We start from the raw sequence: 22,824 nt of genomic DNA, 5'->3' as shown, positions 1-22,824 counted from the left end.
AGACAGAGGTAAGGAGCGAGCATGTTGACCCATTTTTCGATAGAAGGAAGTGCGTTTGTGTATGAAGGCAAGCCTGTCCGCCTTCTGTCCGGCGCTATGCATTATTTCCGGATTGTCCCTCAGTACTGGCAAGACCGTTTAATGAAGTTGAAAGCTTGCGGACTAAACACGGTGGAGACGTACATTCCCTGGAATGTACATGAGCCGTACGAAGGGCAGTTCTGTTTCGATGGACTTGCCGATGTGTTTGCTTATATCGAGCTTGCGGGCAGCCTCGGCTTGCATGTCATTGTTCGTCCGAGTCCATATATTTGTGCGGAATGGGAATTTGGCGGTCTGCCTGCATGGCTGCTGGCTGATTCCGATATGCAGCTGAGATGCAGCTATCCCGCTTATCTGAGCAAGGTTGATGCTTATTATGATGTACTCATTCCGCGGTTGAAACCGCTGCTTTGTACAAATGGCGGACCGATTATCGCCGTACAAATCGAGAACGAATATGGCAGCTATGGCAACGACGCCGTGTACCTGGACTATTTGCAACAGGCGCTTATTAAACGCGGTATTGATGTACCGCTGTTCACCTCCGATGGACCCACTGATGCGCTGCTGCAGGGCGGATCTGTCCAAGGCGTGCTGTCAACGGTCAACTTTGGCTCCAATCCGACCTCTTCCTTCGATAAGCTGAAGGAATATCAGCCGGATTCGCCGCTTATGTGCATGGAGTATTGGAATGGGTGGTTTGACCATTGGGGCAAACCGCATCATACACGCGATGCTGCAGACGCGGCAGCAGTGCTGGACGAAATGCTGGCTGCCGGCGCTTCCGTCAACTTCTACATGTTCCATGGCGGTACAAATTTCGGCTTCTATAATGGCGCAAACTGCCAGGAGCCTAATCTCTTCGAGCCCACGATTACGAGCTATGACTACGATTCTCCGTTGGATGAGACTGGTGTGCCAACAGCCAAGTATTATGCGGTCCGAGAAGTCATTGCACGGTATGAGGAGCTCGGTCCGTTGGAGTTACCTCCTGTTATCCCTCGCCGTGCCTACGGGCAAGTCGAATTAACTGAGCAGGCAGCATTATGGGAGCAGCTCGACGTTCTGTCGGCACCGTTCCAATCCGTTACACCGCTTCCGATGGAGAAGGTTGGACAGAATTATGGTTTTATTTTGTATTCAACGCACATTTCCGGACCGCGGCCTTCAGAGCAGCTCTATCTGCAAGAGGTACGCGACCGGGCATTGGTTTATGTGGATGGCGAATTCAGAGGCGTAATCGAACGATCGCAGACGCCGCAATCGCTGGCGATTGAAGTGCCGGCCGGAGGCGCGAGGCTGGATATTCTCGTTGAGAATATGGGCAGAATCAACTATGGCCCTTACCTAAGAGACCGCAAAGGGATCACGGAAGGGGTTCGACTGGGGTTCCAATTTCTCTTCAATTGGACCATTCGGCCGATTCCGCTTGAAGACTTATCGAAGCTGGCTTGGGCCGCGAACAGCTCGAATACGGATAGACCTCGGTTCTATAAAGGAACTTTCCACGTTTCGGAGGCCGGCGCAGATACGTTCCTGGACATGCAGGGCTGGACGAAAGGTGTCGTCTTCATAAATGGCTTCAACCTGGGGCGTTACTGGAGCAAAGGCCCTCAGCAAACGCTGTATGTGCCAGCCCCTCTTCTCCGTGAAGGCAGCAATGAAATCATCGTATTCGAGCTGCATGATGCGTCGCAAGCATCGACGGTTATGCTTACGGATACGCCGGTGCTGAATCACCAGCCGCAGCAAGCAGCCAACTAAACGTAAGAAATAAGAAAAATACACATAAGAAGGTGAATCCTCTGACTACTGAATTGAAACCGAAACTGCCGCAATCCATCGAAAACATCCTAGCTATGGCGGAGGCCGAGCTAGCCTTGCACCCGAAGCTGCTTCATATGTTTAAGCAATGCTTCCCGAACACATTGGAAACAACTACACGCCAGCTGGAAGACGGAACATCCTTCGTATTTACCGGCGACATCCCGGCGATGTGGCTGCGAGATTCCAGTGCACAGGTCAGGCCCTATATTCAGCTGGCTTCGGAAGATCCGGAGCTTCGCGGCATTATTGAAGGGCTGTTGAAACGCCAATTCCGCTGCATCCTCATCGATCCCTATGCGAATGCCTTCAATGAAGAGGCCAACGACATGCGCTACGAGAACGATGTGACCGAATTGCCTGCACCAAGCCCATGGGTATGGGAGCGCAAATACGAGATTGATTCCCTCTGTTATCCGCTCCAGATCAGCTACCTGTACTGGAAACAAACAGGCAGCACAGCTGCTTTCGATGACGATTTCAAGCAGGCGGCGGTACGAATTCTACAGCTATGGCGCACGGAGCAGAAGCATGTAGAGGAGTCGCCTTACCGCTTCACTCGTCTGTCCGGCCCGCCGAGCGATACGATCCACAACAACGGAATGGGCGCACCGGTCAGCTACACAGGCATGACATGGTCCGGCTTCCGGCCAAGTGATGATGCGTGCGCCTATGGATATCTGGTTCCGGCTAACATGTTCGCGAGCGTGGTGCTGGGTTATTTGGCTGAAATCGCAAACGAGGTGCTGGGCGATGCATCTCTGCAGAGCGAAGCGCTGGCGCTGCAGGAAGAGATTGACCTTGGCATTCGCGATTTCGGCATCTACAAGCATCCGGTGTACGGCGATATGTACGCCTATGAAACCGATGGGCAGGGCAATTACACGCTGATGGACGATGCAAACGTGCCAAGCCTGTTGTCTATTCCTTACCTGGGCTATGCAGCCAAGGACGATCCGATTTACCTGAATACGCGCCGATTCATCCTAAGCAAGGACAACCCTTATTACTACGAAGGCAGCTGTGCGAAAGGCATCGGAAGCCCGCATACACCGCCGCGTTATATCTGGCATATCAGCTTGGTCATGCAAGCACTCACCTCGACCGACGATCAGGAGATCGCGGAGCTGGTGAAGCTGCTGATCGCGACAGATGGCAATACCGGCTTCATGCATGAAGGCTTCAGCGTGGATGATCCGGCGCAATTCACAAGATCGTGGTTTGCTTGGGCAAACACGTTGTTCGGCGAGCTGATTCTGAAGCTGATGAATGAGAAGAAGATTGGAGCCATGCTCGCCTAAGCGAAGCATCGTTAACTATTAAGGAGGCTAAATACATGAGTGAAACCGTACATGAAGTGGAAAATGGCGTTCATAATTATAGCAGTGAATCTGAATGGGTCAAACCGACAGACCCTATAACCTTGGAGCGTCTGGAATGGTTCCAGGATCAGAAGCTCGCCTTGATGATGCACTGGGGTCCCTATTCCCAAATCGGCATGGTGGAATCGTGGACACTTAGTGACGAAGACGGCGACTGGGCACGAAACGACGTCGATTGGACGAATGACTATGAAGAAATGAAACGCGAGTATTTCGCGCTGAACAAGACGTTCAATCCGATTCGCTTCGAACCGGAGAAGTGGGCTGAAGTAGCTGCCGAGGGCGGTTTCAAATATTTGATCTTCACGACTAAGCATCACGATGGCTTCTGCATGTGGGACACGCATACGACGGATTACCGCATTACTGGCAAGGAAACGCCTTTCCATGCGCACCGTTACGCGGACATTTGCAAGAATGTATTCGATGCCTTCCGTGATAAAGGGCTTGCGATCGCGACGTATTTCTCTAAAGCGGACTGGAATACCCCTTATTACTGGGCACCGGGAATGGAGAGAGGCCGCCATATGTGGCGCGGACCTTCTTACAATCCGGCGGAGCATCCTTCCATGTGGGAGAAATTTGTCCAGTTCACGCATGAGCAAATTATGGAGCTGATGACTCGCTACGGCCGTATCGACATTCTATGGCTGGATGCCGGTTGGGTACGAGATGGCGGTAAAGTGAATCAAGATATTCGTTTGGGCGAAGTGGTCGAGCGTGCACGTCAGACATCGCAGCCATGGCTGCTGTCGGCTGACCGTACAGTTGGCGGCGCGTATGAGAACTACGTCACACCGGAGCAAACGATCCCGGATCGTCCGCTGCATGTGCCATGGGAAAGCTGCATCACGATTGGTACGTCGTTCTCGTTCGGCTTCGAGGACAAGTACAAGTCGGCGCGCCAATTGGTTCATATCTTGATGGAGGTTGTAGCTAAAGGCGGCAACCTGGCGCTCAATGTCGGACCACAGCCTGACGGCAGATTGCCTAAAGGCGCAGTGAAGAGCATGAAGGATCTCGGAGCTTGGATGAAAGTGTATGGCGAAGCGGTCTATGGCACGCGCATTTGCGCGCCTTACTATACTAGTGATTGTGCATTTACGCGCAAAGGTGACACCGTATACTGCACGTATCTGTATGCAAGCGAAGATTCGCCGGTTTCCGAACAGATCCGAATTCCGTATACAGAAGCGATTACGGGCATCGAGCTCGTGGGAACGGAAGAAAATGTGTTCTACACGCTGGATCAAGAAGGCATAATCGTACATCTTCCGAAGAGTCAGCTTGTCGGAGCAGCTCCGATTGCACATGTTTTCCGCATGGCTACGAAGTAAATGATAGAATCGTTTTACTTGGGGGATTGGAAATAAGCGATTGATTAGTGTAGAATAAAGTGTATTTTTAACCGGTAGCGCGGGAACATAAGATAATGGGGGATGAACATGAACAGCAATTGGTTCCGTAAATTACTATTATCTTATCTTCCCGTGTTTTTTGTCGTGGTAACCATACTATTCGTGGTTTTCTTCCAAACGCTGAATGAACAGAACCGCAAAGAAGCGATTAAGGCCAATGAATTTCTTGCCCAGCAGGTTGTACGGTTCACAGACAATTCGCTCAAAACGCTGGATTACCGCATCCTGCGGGACACGCTTTCGACTGCGGAGCTAAGGAAGTTCTTTAATGCGAAGAGCGAAGATGTGTACATCACGATGCAAGCGAATACGCTCATGGATGACTGGAAGCTTAATTATCCGATCATAGATTCCGCGTATCTCATCCGGTTAAAGGATGATTTCGTCGTTGGCGACGGATCCGGCATCACCGCAGACTTCGTGGACAAGCCATTTATACAACCTTACATAGAGCAGAGACTGCCGCCGGGGAAATGGACAGGAAAAAGAAGCTATAAACCCTATACGGCTGAGAAACTGAAGGATGTCATTACGCTTGTGCAGGATTATCCGCATTTTACGACGGAGAAGAAGGGTTATATCGTCGTGAATGTCAGCTTGTCCAAATTGAAAGCCTCCATTACGCCGATGTACAATCAGAATCTCACTTTTGTTCACATCAGCGACAAGCTTGGCAGCAGCTTAGTGGATAACAGCGCGGCAAGCCAAGGAAGCAGAAGTGTGCTTTCCCATTACGTTTCTCCTTATACGGGATGGGAAGTGGAGAGCGGGCCGGTTGATTCGGTTTTGTCGCGGCTTGCCCTCAATTTCTATAGCATTTGGGTCATCATTGCCATCGTTGCGGTTCTCCTGGGCGTTATCTGGGTCGTCCACGTGACGAGGCGCAATTATAAACCGATCAGTCAGTTAGTTTCCCTGATTCGCACAAGTGCGTTAATTAAACCGGAGGATGGCAAAACCGGAGACAATGAATTCGGGTTTATCCGCGGTGCGCTGGAGCATCTGATGGAGGAAACGACGAAGACAAGGGAGCAGAACAAAGAAACAGTTATTCTGAAGAAGAAGCATCGCTTTCATGAGGCCATGGAAGGACGGGTGCCTATTCGCGAGACAGAATGGCAGGCGGATTTGCTTACTTATCATATTAATCCGGCGGGTTTACAGGCTTTCGTGCTTGTTCTGGAAATTGACCGTTATCAGCAGTTTATCGAGAACTATCATCATCAGGATCAATCCATTCTCAAATTCGTCGTATCCAGCGTTACGCAGGAAATGTCTGCGCTTAGCGGGGCAAGCGTTTGGGCGGAGTGGATTGTAGATAGTAAGCTGGCCGCTGTCGTATGGGTACCGGATGAAGCGGATGCAGCTCTACTAAGCGTACACATCGGCGGACAAATCGTGGAATGGGTTCACAGCAATTTGAGCTTCACGGTTACGATCGGCTCAGGAGCTGTGGCGCACAGTCTCGAAGGAATTCGGAGCTCCTACGAGCTCGCAGGCAATTTACTGCAATATAAAGCCGTGCTCGGGACGGGGAGATTGCTTCAGCCATCAGAGCTAGATGCGTCTAAGTTCCGTGTGCATGATTATTTTGGCACCATTCACTCCCTATCTCAGGCGATCAGGCTTGCTGAAAGTGGTTGGAAGAAACATCTGGACGAGCTGTTCGAACAAATCCAAGATTCCATCTCATCGCGGAAGGAAATCGAGAGCTTCCTGCAGTTCCTGCACCAGCAGCTTAGCCGCGTGTTTGTGGAGCTGTCCAAGGATTATCGGAATGTGTGGAAGGATGCAGGCGCTGAGCTGGTTGAGCTTGGGAGAAGTTGGGAAACGGCAGCGGAATTGAAGCAGGGCTGCACAGAAATCTTCGAAACGGCTACAGATCGCTTACAGGCGCTTAAGGATTCCCAACGGACGCGGGCTGTAATCGGCGATATTCGGGCCTATATTGAAGAGCATTATGCCAATCCGGAGCTCTCGCTTGACCATCTTAGCGACAAATTCAACATTCATGCGAAGAACATCAGCAAGCTGTTCAAAGAAGAGTCCGGCGGGAATTTTGTAGATTTCTTAATCGGACTGCGAATGGATAAAGCCAAACAGCTGCTGCTCACTACCGATACATCTTTACAGGAAATAAGCGTGCAGGTCGGCTATTTTAATTATAACTCCTTCAATCGTGCCTTCAAGAACGTTGCGGGACTTTCACCAAGTGATTACCGCAAGCAGCAGAAGTGATGGGCATTCTATAACCTTGGGTCATGCCAGCAACAGTGGCGGATACCAAGGTTTTTTTGCGCTTAAGAGCCTGGTATAAGGCCGTGTCTACACGAAATTCGGCGCTTTACGGGGGCGAAAAAGTCCATCTGTAGAAAAATGAGGAGTACCCTTATTTCCTCGTGCTACTAACCGTCAACAGTGCACTGTGCGAAAAAGGTGGTATCGCGGAATCTTACGAATTGCTGGTGTTGTCCTCGGCGGGCTAGAATCGAGCTATCGAATACGACACTGAATAAAGGGGTAATGCGGATGGCGCAGACATGGGGCAAAATGAAGCGGAGTTGGGAGCTATACCTGCTTGTCCTTCTACCGGTACTCTATCTTATCATCTTCAAATATATACCGATGTTTGGAGTAATTATCGCGTTTAAAGATTTTAATGTCATTAAAGGAATCTTGGGCAGCCCATGGGTAGGGTTTAAACACTTTGATAATTTGTTTAGCTCGCCGAACTTCCCAATCCTTATTAAAAATACGCTGATCATCAGCTTCTACTCGCTCTTGGCAGGATTCCCGATACCGATTCTGCTGGCGCTGGCGTTAAACGAAATACGGACAGGCTTCTTTAAACGGTCGGTTCAAATGATCACTTACGCGCCTCACTTTATTTCGACGGTTATCATGGTATCGATTATTATATTGATGCTTTCACCGCATGTCGGGGTAATTGACAGGGTCATGTCCTTCTTAGGATGGGAGTCCGTTAACTTCATGGGTGAGCCGAAGCTATTTAAATCCATTTATGTCTGGTCCGGCGTGTGGCAGGAAATGGGCTATGCATCCATCATCTATATCGCGGCATTGGCCAGCGTCGATCCTTCGCTCTATGAAGCTGCACGGATGGATGGCGCATCGCGGTATAAGAAAATCATTCATATCGATTTGCCTTCCCTGCTCCCGATTACCATTACGCTGCTTATTCTAAGTCTGGGCAATGTCATGGCAGTCGGCTTTGAGAAAATCTTCTTGATGCAAAATTCGTTGAACTTGAGTACGTCCGAGGTTATCTCGACTTATGTGTACAAGGTTGGTTTGCTTGGAGCGAACTTCAGCTTCTCTTCTGCGGTTGGACTGTTCAACTCCGTCATTAACTTGATCCTGCTTGTCGGTGTAAACGCAGTTGCACGCAGAGTTTCACAAAACAGCTTATGGTAGAAAGGCGGCCGTCTATGACAATCAAACAAAAAATCAGGGAACCTTTCGGCGACCGTGTCTTGCTGATAAGTCTTTATCTCTTGCTTGCAGCAATTACGCTGACAGTACTTTATCCGTTGCTTTATATTTTCAGCTCATCGCTCAGCTCGCCGGATGCCGTTGTTTCGGGCAAAGTGTGGCTTTATCCGGTCGACTTCTCCTTTAGAGCTTATAAGTCGATCTTCCAGAGCTCGCAGCTCATGACAGGTTATTATAACAGCTTTATTTATACGATTTTCGGAACACTGATTAACGTCGCTTTTACGGTCCTCATGGCTTTCCCGCTGTCGCAGCGTACGATGCCGGGCCGCAAATACATCATGATTCTCATGATGGTGACATTATTCTTTAGCGGCGGACTCATACCAACGTACTTGTTGGTAAAAAATTTACACATGCTGGATACACGCTGGGCGCTGTGGCTCCCCGGAGCGTTCTCCATTTTTCAAGTCATTATCGCCCGAACCTTCTTCCAATCCTCGATTCCGCAGGAGCTCCAAGAAGCTTCGCAAATGGATGGTTGCCGAGATATACGGTATCTGCTCAGCATCGTATTGCCATTGTCCAAACCGGTCTTGGCCGTAATGACGCTGATGTACGCCGTAGGCCATTGGAATGCTTACTTTGATGCCCTGATCTACTTGAGATCGGAACATCTTTTCCCGCTGCAATATGTCCTTCGCAACATGCTGATTCTTAATGCAGCTGACCCGGCGATGCTGGCGAATACCGCACAGAGTCTTCGTGATAAAGGCTTCGAGCAGGTGCTGAAATATGCGCTGATCGTCGTAGCCTGCGTACCTGTTCTCATCATGTATCCTTTCGTACAAAAGCATTTCGTCAAAGGTGTTATGGTTGGTTCCTTAAAGGGCTAACTTCAACAATAGTGTGAACTAATTGTGGAGGTGGGGCAACGACATCATCGATCAGTCAGAAGCGCGTCGGCAATCAGGCAATCAGGGGGAACTGCTCGGGAAGTTCGAGCAGCTGCAACGAAACTATTCATTCTAGGAGGAGTTCGTTTTGAAAAAGTCCATCTGGGTATCACTCATGATCGTATTGATCAGCAGTATCGTTCTTTCCGCATGTGGCAGCAACAACAAAGAGAATGCCGGTGCAGGCAATGAAACAACTGGAAACAATGCAGCTACTGAAGAGGCTTCTGGTCCTATCGATATCGGATTTTTTGCACCACAAGGCAAAGCGCCGCTTGAGGACAATGATTACACGAAACTCGTGGAAGAGAAATTCAACGTTAAAATCAAGTGGGATGTCGCTCCTACTGACGCACTCGTAGACCGTAGACAGCTGCTGCTTGCAAGCGGCGACTATCCGGAAGTGTTCCTGGAAGCGAAATTTACGACCGGTGACTTGATGACTTACGGCAAGCAAGGCGTGCTTATTCCGCTTAACGATCTCATTGACAAATATGCGCCGAACTTGAAAGCGATGTTTGAGAAGAAGCCTTATCTGAAAGAAGCGATGACAGCGCCAGACGGCAATATTTACGGCATTGCACGTACGAATGAATGTTACCACTGTACACATGCACAGAAGTTCTGGATGAACAAAGAATGGCTCGACAAGGTAGGACTTGCTGTTCCTACAACGACTGACGAGCTGTATACGGTTCTGAAAGCTTTCAAAACGCAAGATCCGAACGGCAATGGCAAGGCAGATGAAATTCCATTGACAGGTGCTCCGAACAAATCGGTTTGGAACGGTAATATCGACTCCTATCTAATGAATTCATTTATTTATAACGATAATGATAAGTATTTAACGGTAACAGATGGTAAAGTAGACTTTGCAGCGAACAAGCCGGAGTGGAAAGAAGGCTTGGCCTATATGCACAAGCTGTACTCCGAAGGTTTGATCGACAAAGCATCCTTTACACAGAACGACCAAGCGGTTGGTCAACTCGGCCAACGTGAGGGCGATGAAATCGTAGGTTCCATTACGACTGCTCTTGTCAGCTACCTGGTTAAAGCTTACGAAGATAAAGATGAGCGTCAGAAGCACTGGGTTATCGTACCGCCGGTAAAAGGCCCAGGCGGCGTTCAACTTGCAGGCACATCCCAAGGGATCAGCGAGTTCCCGATGGCCATTACGAACAAAGCGTCTGAAGCGCAGCAAATCGCCGCAATCAAAATCATGGACTATGCGTATAGCGAAGAAGGCTCGTTGTTCAGCGAATATGGCGTCAAAGAAGGCATTGGCTGGAAGAAAGCAGAAGCAGGCGAGCTTAACATTTCCGGACAACCTGCGAAGTACAGCTTCTCCGGACTGCAGCCGCTAGACGAAAATGTTGTGCGCAATGATAGCTGGTCGCTTCTTGGACCTAAAGACTTGTCCAAGGAATTCCGCGATTTGTTCGCGACAGCTCAAGATCCGCTGACAGCTGCGGGTTACGAGAAACGCCTTGCAGATGCAACAGCAGCATATGATGCCTATGCACCGAAGGAAACTTACCCATCCGGCGCTTATGTGAAAGCAGAAGATACGGATACAATCGCTCAATTGGCGACTTCCATCAAGGATTATGTCAATTCGAACATGGCTCAGTTCATCATCGGCGACAAGGACATTGAAAAAGATTGGGATGGTTACGTGAAAGGGTTCGATGGTTTGAACCTGCCGCAATACATCCAAATTTATCAATCCGCAATTGAGAAGAAATAAATCAAACAACAAGGAAGTATTCCTTCGGGCATACTTCCTTGTGTTTTCTTGTTAGGAATGAAGGAGGAAGGTATTATGCGTTACAAAGACGCTTCGCTTACAATCTCTGAACGGGTAAGTGATTTGCTGGCACACATGACAGTCGAAGAGAAGATCGGTCAGATGACCCAGCCATTCGGGTGGAAAATGTATCATAAGAGGGCTGATGGTACGATCGAGCTGGACGCTGACTTTCAAGAGCAGATGAAGAAAGGCGGCATCGGTTCACTCTATGGCACGCTTCGTGCCGATCCGTGGACAGAAGTGACGCTGGAGAACGGGCTATCGCCAGAGGAAGGCGCACGCGCGGTGAATGAAATTCAGCGTTTCGCCATGGAACAGTCCAGACTCGGTATTCCGATTCTGTTTGGTGAAGAGTGCTCGCATGGTCATATGGCGATTGGCGCTACCGTATTTCCGGTTCCGCTTCTGATCGGAAGCGCATGGAATGTGGATCTATACCGCGAGATGTGCCGTGCTGTTGCGCTCGAAACCCGCAGCCAAGGCGGGGCCGCTACTTATTCGCCGGTGCTTGACGTCGTACGGGATCCGCGCTGGGGCAGAACCGAGGAGTGCTTCGGGGAAGACCCGTTCATGATCGGGGAGCTGGCGGTTGCTGCCGTACAGGGATTGCAAGGGGAACGGCTTGATGGAGAAGGAAGCGTGATTGCTACGCTGAAGCATTTTGTCGGCTATGGCGCCTCAGAGGGAGGACGCAATGCCGGTCCTGCCCATATGGGCAAACGGGAGCTGCATGAAGTCGACCTGCTTCCGTTTCGTAAAGGCGTCGAGGCGGGTGCAAAGTCGATCATGCCGGCCTATAACGAGATCGACGGCGTTCCTTGCACGTCGAATGCCGAGCTGCTGGAGCAAGTGCTTCGCGAAGATTGGGGTTTTGACGGGTTCGTCATTACCGATTGCGGAGCGATTAACATGCTGGCTTGGGGACATGATGTCGCCAAGGATGGCGAAGAAGCCTCGGCGATCTCGCTCAAGGCAGGCATCGATATGGAGATGTCGGGGGCGATGTTCGCCGGACATCTACATGATGCGCTGCGTAACGGCTTGATTGAGGATGCGGATCTCGATGTGGCCGTCGAGCGGATTCTTAGAGCCAAGTTCGAGCTCGGATTGTTCGATCGTGCGTATGTTGATCCGACTGCGGCCGGGAAGATTATCGGCTGCCGGGAGCATGCTGAGCTGGCGCGCGAGGTCGCTCGTCAAGGCATTATCATGCTGAAGAACGAAAGCGCGGCACTGCCTCTGTCCAAAGCGGCCGGCAGTGGCCGAATCGCCGTGATCGGTCCCAATGCCGATAACATCTACAACCAGCTTGGCGATTACACGTCGCCGCAGCCGCGCGAGCAAATCGTTACGCTGCTTGACGGCATTAAGGCAGCGCTTGGCAAGCAAGCGCAGGACCGTGTGCTCTACGCCCCGGGCTGCAGAATTCAAGGCGATTCCAAGGAAGGTTTCGCTTCCGCTTTGGCTTGCGCGGAGCAGGCCGATGTGGTCATACTGGCGCTTGGCGGTTCGAGCGCGCGAGACTTTGGCGAAGGCACGATCGATTTGCGCACAGGCGCATCCGTCGTATCGGAGCTTGCTTGGAGCGATATGGAATGCGGTGAAGGGATCGACCGCACCGGACTTCATTTGATGGGCGTACAGCTTATGCTGGCGCAGGAAATTCATAAATTAGGCAAGAAGCTCATCGTAGTCTATATTAACGGGCGCCCGATCGTAGAGCCATGGATCGACGAGCATGCCGATGCCATTCTTGAGGCCTGGTATCCGGGGCAAGAAGGCGGTGCCGCGCTTGCCGATATTCTGTTCGGCGACGTCAATCCGTCAGGCAGACTGACGATATCGGTTCCGAAGCATGTCGGCCAGCTTCCGGTCTACTATAACGGCAAACGCTCCCGAGGCAAGCGGTATTTGGAAATGGATGCCAAGCCGCGTTATCCGTTTGGCTTCGGACTGAGCTATACTAGGTTCGAATACAGCGAGCTTGCTGTATTCCCGGAAGTGATCGCACCGGATGGGAAGGCCGTCGTTTCCGTAAAGGTATCCAATACCGGTAAGGTTGCAGGTACAGAGGTCGTTCAATTCTATATCTCCGATAAAGTGAGCTCCATTACCCGTCCGGGGAAAGAACTGAAAGGCTTCGAGCGTGTGGCGCTTGAGCCGGGAGAAACCAAGACCGTCAGCTTCATCGTAAGTAAGGAGCATCTGCAAATGCTGGATGTCAACCTGAAGCCGTTTGTAGAAGCAGGGGAATTCCTGATGATGATCGGAAGACACGCAGAAGACGTAATCAGCACATCTTTGCATGTGCGAAGTGAGGTGTAGGGAATGTATCGCATTCATCGTTTTATTCGTAACCTGTCGGAGCGTCAATGGGCAGAGGCGACGACTTTGCTGGATTGGGAGATCAGAAAGGTTCGCTACGGCTTGCCGGGCGAATATGAGACGCTTCCCGGCGGGGAGCCAAGTATCCTGAAGGACACACGTCTGGACGGGAAGCATGGCATTACTTATTTTCTGAAGAAGCAGATCTCGATTCCTGATCATTGGGAGAATGGAACGGCCGGTTTGACGATGAGCGGTGGCGGCGAGGGACTGCTGCGCGTGAACGGTGCGTCTTATCAGGGTCTGGATCGCAATCATGATTTCGTTCCACTCTACCTCAAAGGTGCGGGCCGTGAGCCGCTCCTTGAGATTGAATTGTTTGATCCCATTCCGGAGCCGGTTGATCCACTGAACAACCAAGCTCCTGTGGTATCGCCGGTAACGAATTATGAGGTGAAGCTGGTTCGCGTGAATAAGGCGGCGCAGAGCTTGCTCTACAGTGTTCAAGCCGTCTACGAGACGATGCGCATGCTGCCGGAGCAGGACTACAGCCGCCAGCAGATGCTTGACGCGCTGTATGGGACCATGAAAGAAGCGGAGCAATTGCCGGAGGATAGCTGGCATAGCCCGGAGCTGCTTGCTGCCATTGAGAAGGGACTTCGCGACCTTATCGGTGAGCAATTCCCGGCGAACGCGTCGCAGGGCAAGATGCATCTGGTCGGACAATCCCATATCGATATCGCGTGGCTGTGGCCTGTTCGGGAGACGGTGCGCAAAGCGAGCCGTACGTTCTCGACAATGACGTCGCTGATGGAGGAATACCCGGAGTTCATCTACTCCCAGAGCCAGCCGCTCCTGTATGCGTTTGTGAAGGAGCATGATCCGGCCCTCTATGCCAAAATCAAACAAGCCATAGCAGACGACCGCTGGGAGCTCGTCGGGGGTATGTGGGTCGAACCGGATCTTAACATCCCAAGCGGGGAGTCGCTCGTTCGCCAAATGCTGTATGGTCAGCTCTTCTACCGCGATGAGTTTAACAAGAGCTCGGCGATTGAATGGCTGCCGGACACGTTCGGTTATTGCGCGTCGCTGCCTCAGCTGCTGAAGCTGGCAGGCGTCGATTATTTCATGACGACGAAGCTGAATTGGAACGATACGAATAAGTTCCCGCATGAGCTGTTCCAATGGGTCGGCATCGACGGGACTGCCATTGTCTCTTACTTGAACCATGGCATTAATGAGCACACGAGACCCAAAGACGTTGAGGAACACTGGAGAGAGTATCGTCAGAAGGACAAGCTGAACGAGCTGATGCTGCTGTACGGACATGGTGACGGAGGCGGCGGGGTAACGCGCGAAATGATTGAGTTCGCAAAGCGCGGCTCGCTGATGCCGGGTCTTCCGACAAGCAGCTTCAGCACGGCGGCTGCCTTCTTCGAATCCGTGGAGCAAGTCTCGCACACCTTGCCGGAGTGGCATGGGGACTTGTATCTGGAGCTGCATCGCGGCACCTTGACGACGCATGGCCGCAATAAGAGAAGCAACCGTAAAGCGGAAGTGCTGTACCGCGAAGCGGAGATTTGGAGCTCGCTGGCTCGTGCATATACGGGTGTCGGCGGTGATACGGAGGCGCTTGCCGAAGGCTGGAAACTGATGATGCTTAACCAGTTCCATGACATTATTCCGGGTACCGCGATTACGGAAACGTATGTCACGTCAGCTGCGGAATACGAGCGAATCTTTGAGCTGGGCAACCAAGGGCTCTCGCAAGCGATGCTTACCGTCGCCGGAGAGATTGGCGCTGTCGGCGAAGGCTCGCCATACGCCGTGTTTAATAGTCTTGGTTGGGAGCGCGATGAAACGGTCGTTCTTGAAGTCGGCGCTCATCAAGTAGGCGTTTGTGCATTTGATGGTGAAGGCAATCGCCTGCCGTGCGATCGGATTGAGCTGGAGTGCGGCAAATTTGCGTTGTCGATTGCCGTCTCCGCTATCCCGGCTTTCGGCTACACAACGATCTGGCTGCGGGAGCCCAAAGGGGATGAGGCGAAGCGGCGTCAGGTGAGCCGAGCCGCAGCTGCCGAAGGCGGTTCCCTGGACGAGTGGGAAACCGTTCACTATAAGCTGGCATTTAATGAGCGCGGGGAAATCGTCCGCTGGCTCGACAAAGCGGCGAATCGTGAGCTATTGCCAAAAGGTGCGAAAGCGAATGAGCTGCAGTTCTTCCACGACAGACCGTTATACTGGGACGCGTGGGACATCGATCCAAAGTTTGAGCAATACAGAGCGGGCGAAGCGGAGCTGATTTCGAAGCGGCTTGTGCTCTCCGGCGAAGCGCTTGACGTCATTCGTTTCGAGTGGCGATTGGGCGAATCGGTGATTGAGCAGGATCTCATGCTGTACCATCATCAGAAGCGTGTTGATTTCAAGACGCGCGTGCGGTGGAATGAGAGCCATAAATTGCTGAAGGTTGCATTCCCGGTGGATGTCTTGAGCACGAAGGCAACTTATGAAATTCCGTTTGGCGCTATGGAGCGTCCGACACACCGCAATACGAGCTGGGAGCAGGCGCAATTCGAAGTCTGCGGCCATCGCTGGGCGGATTTATCGGAAGGCGGCTACGGCGTCAGCCTGCTGAACGATTGCAAATACGGCTACGACGTGAAAGACGGTGTGCTGCGTCTATCCTTGCTGCGCGCTCCGAAATGGCCGGATAATACGGCTGATCTGGGCGAGCATGAGTTCACGTATTCCTTGTTCCCGCACGAGCAGGACTGGCGTCAGGCTGAGGTTGTGCGCAGGGCAGCGGAATTGAACCATCCGGCGATTGCCCTCCGTCTTCCGGATAGCAACGCATCGGCAAATGCCTTGCCGGCATCCCACTCGATGCTGAAGCTGGACAGCCGCACGGTCTTGCTGGATACCGTCAAACCGACAGAACGCGGCGAAGGAACCATTCTCCGCTTCTATGAATCGACGGGAAGCCGTGATCAAGTGAAGGTGCAGCTGCCGGCAGGTACGAAGCGGGCGAGCATCGTGAATTTGCTTGAGGATGAGCTGGAACCATGCAGCATCGGTGCAGACGGCGTACTGACATTGTCGTTTAAGCCATACGAGATCCAAACGATTCGATTCGAATAGGGCAAAGAAGAGCTGTCCCCAAAGTGCAACTTGTCACTTAGGGGACAGCTCTTTGTGTGTGAAGCCTCCAGAGGTCGAACCTATTCCGCTAATCGAGCTCATTTACAGAAGAAGTGTTGCACGAAAGGCAACATTTCAACCCGTGAATGGTCGAAAACGATCAAATGTTGCACAAAAGGCAGCATTTCAAAGCTAATTGGCGGTCAAGCGGCGCAAAGCGAAGAAAATGTTGCAATAAAGTCAACAATTCCGCTGATCGAGCTCATTTACAGAAGAAGTGTTGCACGAAAGGCAACATTTCAACTCAAGAGGTCGTACCTAACCGAATGTTGCTCACAAAAGGCAACATTTCAACTCAACAGGTCGAACCCGACCGATTCGAGTACTGCCAACAAGGCAATGAAGCTTTTCTTCCCGTGTGAGCGTACGCACTCCTACTAGCGACGACTGGGCTACCTTCTGCGAATTTCGAAGAACTCACATGCGTTGCGGTCGTGGTAAGCGACGTCGCTGACGCTGGATTGACTGACGACGATCGTGTCATCGAAGCGGATAATGATGCCGCCGGAGTCGACGATATGGTCGTCCTTATAGACGCGAAGCTTGAACTGGCGCTCCATCGCCTCAGTGAAATCGGCATCCGTCTGGAGACGGCGGTACAAGGCCATGAAAGTCCCTCCTTCCTTCCTTAGCTTTCCGTGCTAGTGAGCATGCGCTCGAACTGATATTCCATGTCTCCGGCCATTGCGGCAGGGGTATCGCCCGTAACGCGGAAATCGTGGCTGTAGAGCAGCTCGAAATCGCCAAAATCAACCTGCTTATAAAACTCGAAGCAAGGGAAACCGTCATGTCTGCCCTTCACTTCGACGTGACCGGATTCTTCATGAACGGTCACTTGGAGCTCATAATCTACAGCCGGAGCAGCTGGACGCAGCGGATTGGCGGCAGTCGCGCTCATGATGAAGGAAACCGAGGAAGCGTCCCATGTTTCATTCGAAACGATTACGCCATCGGCAGATGCCTTGCCTTGCTTAAACTCCGATATCCCGCCCGGCTTAGTCACTCGCAGCGTAGTCGAGCCCGTATTCGCGAACGTGAACAGCTTGCGCTTCACGAAATCAACGACCACCTCTTGCTCCACGCGAGATCGCCCTGTATTCACAGCATGAGGCGTGAATTCCCGCGCATCGCCAGCATATTCATGGATCAGCCCGGTTTCGGGGTCGGTCATGGCAGGGAGCCACTGCAAGCCGCCGATAAATACACTTCCTCTTATTTTCACAATTGCAGCAGTCATTGTCGATTTCTCCTCACAGTCGGCATTTACTCCGCTTATTTTAGCATAGATATGACCAAGACCTTGCAGCTTGTCCGAAAAATTCACATAACTTCCAGCATTACAGGATACAGTAACTTCTGTATGGTTCCAATTCCAACATGCAGCAGGCAACATGCGAGAAGAAAGTGGTGAGCATCGAACATCATGTACAAACCAAACCGTCTTCGCCCACAAGCTTGGCTTTCTCTGTTGGCGTCGCTTGTCCTTATGTTATCCGTTGCAGGAACAGCGATGGCATCGGAAACGATTGGTGCGCCGGGAGGGCCCTATCATTTTGGATTTAAGAAGAGCGTCGGCGGCACGCTGCCCTCGATCAGAGAAGAAGGCTTTCAGCAGATTCTGGAGCAGCATGGAGCGATCTTCCTTGGCGATACGAAACAAAGAGAGCTGTATCTGACCTTCGATAACGGCTACGAGAATGGCTTCACAAGCCGCATTCTGGATGTGTTGAAGGAGAAGGGCGTACCGGCCATCTTTTTCGTAACCGGTCATTACGTCAAGGACAAGCCCGAACTGGTAAAACGGATGGCCGCAGAGGGCCATCTGATTGGCAACCACTCCTGGAGCCACCCGGATATGAGTGTCATTCCAAGCACGCAGATTCAAACGGAGCTCGCGAAAGTGAAGACGGCCGTAACGGAGCTGACCGGACAGCAGGAGATGCAGTTCCTTCGACCGCCTCGGGGGATTTTCAATAGTCGGGTACTTGCCGTCAGCAAGGAGCAAGGGTATACGAGTGTGTTCTGGTCGGTCGCCTACAGGGATTGGGAGCCTAATGCTCAGCGCGGCTGGCGTTACGCCTACGACAATGTAATGAAGCAGCTTCACCCGGGAGCGGTCATCCTGCTGCACAGCGTGTCCAAAGACAATACTGAGGCGCTCCCTCAAATCATCGATGCGGCAAGGCAGCAAGGCTACACCTTTAAACCGCTTAATGAGCTGGAAACCAAGACTTATTAACTGTATACAAGAGGCGAATATGAAGAGAGGTGCTGATCCGGCATCTCTCTTTTATTTGTCGACAAGCAGAGGAAATTGGCGAATTATGTCGAATAATGGATAACGATACCTATGACATTCACAGCGGGAAGGTGAGCATTAATGATAAAAGATTTGGTTGTTAACGCAGCATTCATGACCATGATCACTTTCTTCTCCAGCAGGCTGTTTGCAACTAACAGAAAATATAGCAAGTGGAAAGAAATCCTTAAATTAGGCCTCGTGCAAGGGGTTCTTGGCTGTATTCTGGTCTACTACGGCGTCCGGCTAAGCGATAGCATTGTCATCGATTTACGTTATGTTCCGGTGTTGATGGCGACATATTTCGGAGGGTTCTGGGCTGCGGCGATAGCGGGAGCATTAGTCATGTTATATCGGATGACGGTATCACCGTTCGGGATCGGCACCATTACGGCAATCGTGACGATGCTGGTTTATGTAGGCGGGGCCGGATTCATCATGCTGCGCGTCAAAGGCCACTTCCGTCAGTGGGTGTATGTCACGCTGTTCAGCGGAATTGCTTTCCTGATCATCGGAACGCAGATGATTCAAATTCCGGTTAAGATCCTGTTGATTCTCAGCACGACGAATACACTGGGCTGTTACGCGATGATTTATTTCCGATCCTACATCATCCGTGCGAGTGAGCTCGAGCAGAAGAATCTCCGCGCAAGCGAAGAGCTGCATCGGCTGCTGCACCTCCAATCCGGGATGACGGCGAAGATCATTCGGGACAGTCACGGCGATTACCGCTATTCCTTAATTGAAGGACAGCTGCTGCTCAAACAAGGCTGGAATAGCAGCGAGATAACGGGCAAACGGCCAAATGATTTGGAAGGGTTGACCCAAGAGCATGTTGAACTGGTCTCAGCCATTTACGATCGTGCGTTTAGAGGCGAGGAAGTCAGATATGAGTCCGGCTTTAACGAGTTTCGGACGTTTAACATCGTGCAGCCGATCTTTAAGGATGGACAAGTCACGGAGATCATTCTCTCCAGCACTGATATTACGAATTGGAAGCAAGCGGAAGATGATCTGCTCGAGAGCGAGGAACGATACCGGACCATCGTAGAGAATTCGAACGATATCTTCATTGCGTTCAATAGCGATGGGACGATTCTGTCGGTTAACGCGAAGCTGGCACAGATGCTGGATCTGAATATGGAAGGAATCGAGGGCAAACGGCTGACGGATTTGGTGCGCATCGGCAAAGAGGAAGAGTGGGAGCGGTATTTCCGTGAAGGCGTAGAAACGAAAGAGATGCACCGCTTCGAGCTGGATCTTTACTTCGAGGGCCAATCCCCCAGAAGCTTCTCCGTCACGATTCTGCCTATGACTGTGAAAGGGAAGCTGCGGATCAAGGTCACCTTCCATGACTTGACCGACTGGAAGCTCAAACGCGAAGCCGATGGGGCGAACAAAGCGAAGAGCCAGTTCCTGGCGCAGATGAGCCATGAGATACGAACGCCGATCAATGCGATTCTGGGACTTAATTATTTACTGCAGAAGACGGAGCTCTCGGACAGACAGAAGGACTATGTCAACAAATCGATTCTATCGACGAGAAGCTTGCTCAATATCATTGACGACATTCTGGATTTCTCGAAAATCGAAGCGAACAAAATTATGCTCGAGCAGATTGCTTTTGACCTGTACGAGGTCATTCATGATCTCTCCAATATTGTGGCGGTTAAAGCGTACGAGAAGGAGCTCAAGCTGCATTTCGCGATTGATCACCGTGTACCGCAAATGCTGAGCGGCGATCCGCTGCGCCTCAAGCAGGTCCTGCTTAACCTCGTTAACAATGCGGTGAAATTCACGCATCAAGGGGAAATTGCGATTGCCATCGATTATGTGAAGAGCGATGAGCACGATGTCACGCTTCATTTTGCAGTGAGAGATACCGGCATCGGCATCAGCGCCGAGGAGCAGAAGAAGCTGTTCCATAACTTCACGCAGGCAGACATGTCGACGACGCGGCGATACGGCGGGACAGGATTAGGGCTCGTTATCAGTCAGAAATTCGTGGAGTTAATGAACGGTAAGCTTGAGGTGGAAAGCACGCCCGGCGTAGGCAGCTGCCTCTCCTTCATGGCGGAATTCAGAAGCACGGATGCACCGGTCATGCGGCAAGGAATGGAGCTGGACATGAAGTTTCTGCGCGTGCTGCTCATTTGCGATAATCCGGAGATGCAGCAGGTGCTGCGCAATCAGCTGGAGCAGTTTAAGTTTATTGTCAGCTTGGCGGCATCGGAGCAAGAAGCGATCTATAACATCTCGATGCATAACCGGTATGACTTAATTATGGTGGATTGGAAGCTGCAGGCCGGAGATGCGGTGCAGCTTGCGGAGCGGATCAAACGAGATCTGCCGGACAAATCGCAGTCTATTGTGCTTACGAGCGCCTATCACGAAATGGAGCTGCAAAGAGGCGTACCTTCTCCGGCAATCGAGAAGGTGTTCTTCTATCCGATTAGCCAGTCGCATCTGTTCGATGAAGTCATTTCGCTGATGAAGCCGCAAGCCGGCGTTAAGCCCCTCGAGACGGATAATGCGGAGAATGCTGAGAAATACGCGCTGCTTCGCGGTGCTTCCGTGCTGCTTGTGGAGGATAATGCGATTAATCAGCTTGTAGCGATGGAGCTGCTCAAGGGAATGGGCATGCTCATCGATGTTGTAGATAACGGTGAGGAAGCGGTGAACAGCGTACACGGCAAGCGATACGACGTTATTCTGATGGATTTGCAGATGCCGATTATGGATGGGTACGAGGCAACCAAACTGATCCGCCAGATCGAGCATGCGAAGCAAACGCCAATTATTGCGATGACCGCGGATGCGATGAAAGGTGTGCAGGAAGAAGTACTCGAAGCGGGTATGGACTATTATTTGACCAAACCGTTTGATCCGGCTCTGATTTACACGGTGCTGCTGCAATCTTTGCAGAGAATAGCCTAGCAGGGTGCGGAAACCGGGAATAATTTACCACTACAGATTGGTTGCGGATGATATAATTTGTTGTATAGCTGGTCATTACACGGAGCGAGGTGAGTAAGGAATGAATGTAGCAAAGAATGCTTCCCGCTTAGCGCAGCCCTACTCGGAGCAGCAGCTTGGCTTGACGGAGCTTACGCCTTCCTACCGGGTTGACCTTCGTCCGCACAAAGACAAGGCATACGAGAAGTTTATTCGAGTGAATACGGTGCAGGATTGGTCGCAGCTGACCTGGGAGCGGGTAGGCAAGCCTTACGAGGTGCGGACAATGTCGGAAACCCGTAAGCAGTGGGAGCAGGAGCATGAGAAGGCGATGGATGCGAAGACATCGTGGACCTATTTTAACAAAGCCTTTCATGAGTGGTTCGACAAGGACATCCCGAAGGAAATCAGCAGCGAGCAGTCTGCGTTCATGAAGAGTCTCGCAACGTTCAAGCCCTCCGAAATTCGTGCTGCGCTTGGCGATGTGGCCCGCATTCATTTTTGGAATTATGTGCACCGTGTGCAAGACGGTGTATGGGACCCGCGCGGTAAACGATCCTTGTTTGAAGGTCTGAATGTGGTGCGTCCGCGCATTCTGTTTCTTGGTGCTGCGGAAGGCTATGAGGCGATGCAGCTTGCGGCGCTGTATCCGGGTGCCGAGGTTGTGCTGGTCGACTATGACGCGTATTGCAAAACCGTACGTCACGGAGAGTTTCCCGATTCGTATCCGTTTCTGGGCTCAAGCTCATCTACAGGCGGGCCGAAGGTGTATTATAAGCCCGACTTCAATATCGAATACGTGGTCGATGATGTTCGTCATCTATCGTTTGGCAAGACGTTTGATATTGTGCTCTCGGTCGGCTTGCTGGAGCATTTCCCGGACACCTACAAACCGGAGGTTGTCGATTGGCATCGCAGATTCCTCAAGGACGGCGGCTATGCGATCTTCACGACACCACGCAATCAGTGGAAGAGCAGGCTGTTCTACGTCATTATGGCCGATATCATGAATCACACGTATCGCGAGCTGATGACGGTGGAGCAGATGGGCTTATATATTTACGAAAATGGCTTCGACATCATTCGCCATGGCTATATCAAGGCGCACAATGCGGTCATTGCCCAGGTACGCTAATCGGAGGCATAGGCTTCTTTGTTACGA

At 51.4% G+C, this 22,824-nt stretch carries 14 protein-coding genes; 12 read left to right on the top strand and 2 right to left on the bottom strand.

Going from position 1 to position 22,824, the window contains the following annotated elements; translation table 11 throughout:
* Positions 1-24: 24 nt before the first annotated feature.
* From AC0YN4_RS23005 to AC0YN4_RS22965, 9 genes are all read left to right on the top strand, one after another.
* The gene (locus AC0YN4_RS23005; RefSeq protein WP_475836938.1) at positions 25-1,806 is read left to right on the top strand and encodes a beta-galactosidase; all 1,782 of its coding nucleotides are present in this window, start codon (positions 25-27) and stop codon (positions 1,804-1,806) included.
* A gap of 95 nt (positions 1,807-1,901) precedes the next feature.
* Positions 1,902-3,167: a glycoside hydrolase family 125 protein gene (locus AC0YN4_RS23000; protein ID WP_475782936.1), complete on the top strand. Its 1,266-nt coding sequence runs from the start codon at positions 1,902-1,904 to the stop codon at positions 3,165-3,167.
* Between the two features lie 35 nt (positions 3,168-3,202).
* A complete protein-coding gene (locus AC0YN4_RS22995; protein ID WP_475782807.1) occupies positions 3,203-4,585 on the top strand; it encodes an alpha-L-fucosidase in 1,383 nt (460 codons plus the stop codon).
* Between the two features lie 108 nt (positions 4,586-4,693).
* Positions 4,694-6,904, top strand: a complete 2,211-nt coding sequence (locus AC0YN4_RS22990; RefSeq protein ID WP_475836860.1) for a helix-turn-helix domain-containing protein — start codon at positions 4,694-4,696, stop codon at positions 6,902-6,904.
* A gap of 291 nt (positions 6,905-7,195) precedes the next feature.
* Positions 7,196-8,101, top strand: coding sequence for an ABC transporter permease (locus tag AC0YN4_RS22985; protein ID WP_475782805.1), 906 nt, complete (start codon positions 7,196-7,198; stop codon positions 8,099-8,101).
* Positions 8,102-8,115: 14 nt separating this feature from the next.
* On the top strand, positions 8,116-9,015 hold the full coding sequence (locus AC0YN4_RS22980; protein WP_475782804.1) for a carbohydrate ABC transporter permease: 900 nt from the start codon (positions 8,116-8,118) through the stop codon (positions 9,013-9,015).
* Positions 9,016-9,163: 148 nt separating this feature from the next.
* The gene (locus tag AC0YN4_RS22975) at positions 9,164-10,822 is read left to right on the top strand and encodes a type 2 periplasmic-binding domain-containing protein (protein WP_475782803.1); all 1,659 of its coding nucleotides are present in this window, start codon (positions 9,164-9,166) and stop codon (positions 10,820-10,822) included.
* A gap of 75 nt (positions 10,823-10,897) precedes the next feature.
* Positions 10,898-13,210: a glycoside hydrolase family 3 N-terminal domain-containing protein gene (locus tag AC0YN4_RS22970; RefSeq protein WP_475836859.1), complete on the top strand. Its 2,313-nt coding sequence runs from the start codon at positions 10,898-10,900 to the stop codon at positions 13,208-13,210.
* Between the two features lie 3 nt (positions 13,211-13,213).
* Complete coding sequence (locus tag AC0YN4_RS22965; protein ID WP_475836858.1) at positions 13,214-16,348, top strand: alpha-mannosidase; 3,135 nt, start codon at positions 13,214-13,216, stop codon at positions 16,346-16,348.
* A gap of 452 nt (positions 16,349-16,800) precedes the next feature.
* Here the strand turns inward: AC0YN4_RS22965 and AC0YN4_RS22960 are convergent, their stop codons facing one another.
* The gene (locus tag AC0YN4_RS22960) at positions 16,801-17,016 is read right to left on the bottom strand and encodes a hypothetical protein (protein ID WP_475782800.1); all 216 of its coding nucleotides are present in this window, start codon (positions 17,014-17,016) and stop codon (positions 16,801-16,803) included.
* A gap of 20 nt (positions 17,017-17,036) precedes the next feature.
* Positions 17,037-17,645, bottom strand: a complete 609-nt coding sequence (locus tag AC0YN4_RS22955) for a DUF3238 domain-containing protein (RefSeq protein ID WP_475782799.1) — start codon at positions 17,643-17,645, stop codon at positions 17,037-17,039.
* Between the two features lie 186 nt (positions 17,646-17,831).
* Between AC0YN4_RS22955 and pdaA the strand changes: the two genes are divergently transcribed.
* From pdaA to AC0YN4_RS22940, 3 genes are all read left to right on the top strand, one after another.
* A complete protein-coding gene (gene pdaA / locus AC0YN4_RS22950) occupies positions 17,832-18,647 on the top strand; it encodes a delta-lactam-biosynthetic de-N-acetylase (protein ID WP_475782798.1) in 816 nt (271 codons plus the stop codon).
* Positions 18,648-18,821: 174 nt separating this feature from the next.
* Positions 18,822-21,644 (top strand): response regulator, encoded by a 2,823-nt coding sequence (locus AC0YN4_RS22945; RefSeq protein ID WP_475836857.1) that lies wholly within the window; start codon positions 18,822-18,824, stop codon positions 21,642-21,644.
* 100 nt (positions 21,645-21,744) lie between these two features.
* On the top strand, positions 21,745-22,797 hold the full coding sequence (locus AC0YN4_RS22940; RefSeq protein WP_475836856.1) for a class I SAM-dependent methyltransferase: 1,053 nt from the start codon (positions 21,745-21,747) through the stop codon (positions 22,795-22,797).
* Positions 22,798-22,824: the final 27 nt, after the last annotated feature.

The sequence above is a fragment of the Paenibacillus sp. J22R3 genome (assembly GCF_056269305.1).
The sequence above is the reverse complement of the archived record's forward strand: the minus strand, read 5'-3'. Positions and strand labels throughout refer to the sequence as shown.